The sequence below is a fragment of the Acinetobacter sp. 226-1 genome (genome assembly GCF_030329325.1).
In the GTDB taxonomy this organism is placed as follows: domain Bacteria; phylum Pseudomonadota; class Gammaproteobacteria; order Pseudomonadales; family Moraxellaceae; genus Acinetobacter; species Acinetobacter sichuanensis.
The window spans coordinates 1-2,761 of the sequence record NZ_JACANU010000044.1 but is presented as its reverse complement, the minus strand read 5'-3'; the positions used below and the strand labels follow the sequence as shown (position 1 = coordinate 2,761).

The 2,761-nt window shown below is 35.6% G+C and carries 4 protein-coding genes; 3 read left to right on the top strand and 1 reads right to left on the bottom strand.

Going from position 1 to position 2,761, the window contains the following annotated elements; genetic code table 11:
* The 3 genes from HX124_RS17925 to HX124_RS17915 form a co-directional block, all read left to right on the top strand.
* Positions 1-242 (top strand): integrase core domain-containing protein (locus tag HX124_RS17925; protein WP_002048064.1); only part of this gene is annotated, 242 nt, incomplete at its 5' end.
* A gap of 312 nt (positions 243-554) precedes the next feature.
* The gene (locus tag HX124_RS17920) at positions 555-803 is read left to right on the top strand and encodes a phenol hydroxylase subunit (protein ID WP_006581702.1); all 249 of its coding nucleotides are present in this window, start codon (positions 555-557) and stop codon (positions 801-803) included.
* Positions 804-840: 37 nt separating this feature from the next.
* Positions 841-1,326: a ferritin family protein gene (locus tag HX124_RS17915; RefSeq protein ID WP_006581703.1), complete on the top strand. Its 486-nt coding sequence runs from the start codon at positions 841-843 to the stop codon at positions 1,324-1,326.
* Positions 1,327-1,522: 196 nt separating this feature from the next.
* On the opposite strand, the gene HX124_RS17910 is transcribed toward HX124_RS17915, so the two are convergent.
* Positions 1,523-2,613, bottom strand: a protein-coding gene (locus HX124_RS17910; RefSeq protein ID WP_085940648.1) for an IS4-like element ISAba1 family transposase whose coding sequence is annotated in 2 segments (ribosomal slippage) — positions 1,523-2,073 and positions 2,073-2,613 — 1,092 coding nt in all. Because the reading frame shifts where the segments join, the coding sequence is not laid out codon by codon here.
* Positions 2,614-2,761 lie beyond the last annotated feature (148 nt).

Below are 2,761 nucleotides of genomic sequence, written 5' to 3'. Positions count from 1 at the left end.
GTACGACTGGTGATTCATACGATAATGCTTTGGCTGAAACGGTGAATGGCTTATACAAAACAGAGGTGATTGAATATCTAAAAGCAGATTGGCAAGGTTTAGCGGATGTACAACTTGCGACACTAAATTGGGTAGATTGGTTCAATAAAGAGCGTGTACATAGTGCACTAGGTTATGTATCACCTTTTGATTTTGAAGCAATGTACTATGATAAGATTAACCCGTTAGGTCAGGTGGCCTAACTTAAATAAAAAACTCTCCGACAAACCCGGTACGGTTCAGTTGATTGAATTATAGGGGCTATCAATGCGAGTTGGAAAATCAAAAAAAGAAGCTTTGGCTTCTTTTTTTTTTGATCATCTATAAGTGCTTATACAACTGAGAAAATATAAAACACTTGAGAATTTTCTTAAGTCATACATTGTGACTTAAGAATTTGATAAAGAACATTGTATGAAATAAAAAAGAGAAAATCATAAATATTTGAAAAATAATAATAAATAAAATTGGCATGCAAGTTGCAATAATCTTATGGAGAATATGAGGATTTTGGTATGCAGCAACTCAATGTAGAACAGCCTCCTTGCTTTATTCATGTTACAGGGACTCAGCGTGACAAATATATCGAATTTGAATTTTCGATAGGTGATCCAGAGTTAGCTGTAGAAATGATTATGCCAGTCAAGGCTTTTGAAGAATTCTGCGCACACCATCAAGTACAGCACCTAAGTACGGATGATTTTGCAAAGATTGAATATGACCGCATGAAGTGGCGATTTGGACAGGCCGGTATTAGAGAATAAAAACTCTAGTCTTTATTAAAAAATCAGGAAGATTTATATGCAAATTGATATTAAAACATCTTCAGTTAAGCCTTTAAGAAATACTTATGCTTATATTGAAAAAAGATTTGGTGATAAACCAGCTTCACGTTATCAAGAAGCGACCTACGATATTCAGGAAGAAATTAATTTTCATTACAAACCTTTATGGCAGCCTGAATTTGATCTTTACGATAAGGGCCGTACTGTAATCCAAATGAAAGATTGGTACGTGCTTAAAGATCCTCGTCAATTTTATTATGGGGCTTATACCCAAACTCGAGCTAAACAACAAGAGATTTTAGAAAGTAATTTTACGCTTGTTGAAAAACACGATTTATTAAGAAATATTTCTGAAGAAATTCTAAACAAAGTAACGAAATTACTACTCCCACTTTATTGTAAACAAGACATTTTTATCTTTTATATTCAATGGCTTATTTTCCTGCTAATTGGTAATACCATGAAAAATACTATGCTCAGAAAAGGCTTAACAATATTTTGAAAAATTGCCTACTGAGCGCTGCCGCACAGCTCCATAGGCCGCTTTCCTGGCTTTGCTTCCAGATGTATGCTCTTCTGCTCCTGCAGCTAATGGATCACCGCAAACAGGTTACTCGCCTGGGGATTCCCTTTCGACCCGAGCATCCGTATGAGACTCATGCTCGATTATTATTATTATACTCTGTACACGACAAATTTCACAGAACCCTTATCCTATCAGGATTCTGCTTTCTTAAAATTGCCAAAATTTCCTTAAACTCTTCTTTTTTCCCAAAACCAATTAAACGCTGAATCGCCATTTGAACATAGTCTAAACCATAGCGAAATAAACTCATTGAGAGTCGTCCATGCTTCTTTATTTTTATCGCTTTTTTTTGATTATGTTGCCATTCACCCGTTAAGTAACACCAACAGAAGCTTATAGCTAACACCGCAATCAATTTTTTCACTCGTCTAGGGTCTGTCAAGCGCGTATTTTCAAGATTAAACCCGCGTCCTTTGAGACAACTGAATAAGGTTTCAATTTCCCAGCGTAATGCATAATCCTGAATAGCATTGGCATTAAACTGAGGAGAAACGACGAGTAAAAGCTCTCCATTTTCTAACTGTAGTGCACTTATATATAGTTTCACCCGACCAACCAAAATCCGTCGTTTACGACATTCAATTTGACCAACTTTAAGATGGCGAAATAAATCACTAATTTTATGATTCTTTCCTAAATGATTGGTGACAATGAAGTTTTTTTAACACGAATGCAGAAGTTGATGTCTTGTTCAATTAACCATGTAAACCACTGCTCACCGATAAACTCTCTGTCTGCGAACACATTCACAATACGGTCTTTACCAAAAATGGCTATAAAGCGTTGAATCAAAGCAATACGCTCTTTCGTATCTGAATTTCCACGTTTATTAAGCAATGTCCAAAGGATAGGTATCGCTATTCCACGATAAACGATTGCGAGCATCAGGATATTAATATTTCGTTTTCCCCATTTCCAATTGGTTCTATCTAAAGTCAGTTGCACTTGGTCGAATGAAAACATATTGAAAATCAACTGAGAAATTTGACGATAATCAAAATACTGACCTGCAAAGAAGCGCTGCATACGTCGATAAAATGATTGTGGTAAACACTTGATGGGCAAGGCTTTAGATGCAGAAGAAAGATTACATGTTTGCTTTAAAATAATCACAAGCATGATGAGCGCAAAGCACTTTAAATGTGACTTGTTCCATTTTAGAGATTTGTTTAAGATAAGATATAACTCATTGAGATGTGTCATAGTATTCGTCGTTAGAAAACAATTATTGTGACATTATTTCAATGAGTTATCTATTTTTGTCGTGTACAGAGATTATTATAGAAGCCCCCATGAATAAATCGCTCATCATTTTCGGCATCGTCAACATAACCTCGGACAGTTTCTCCGA

Coding starts and splice junctions, on each gene's coding strand:
- HX124_RS17920 (WP_006581702.1), top strand. CDS start 555: ATGCAGCAACTCAATGTAGAACAGCCTCCTTGCTTTATTCATGTTACA.
- HX124_RS17915 (WP_006581703.1), top strand. CDS start 841: ATGCAAATTGATATTAAAACATCTTCAGTTAAGCCTTTAAGAAATACT.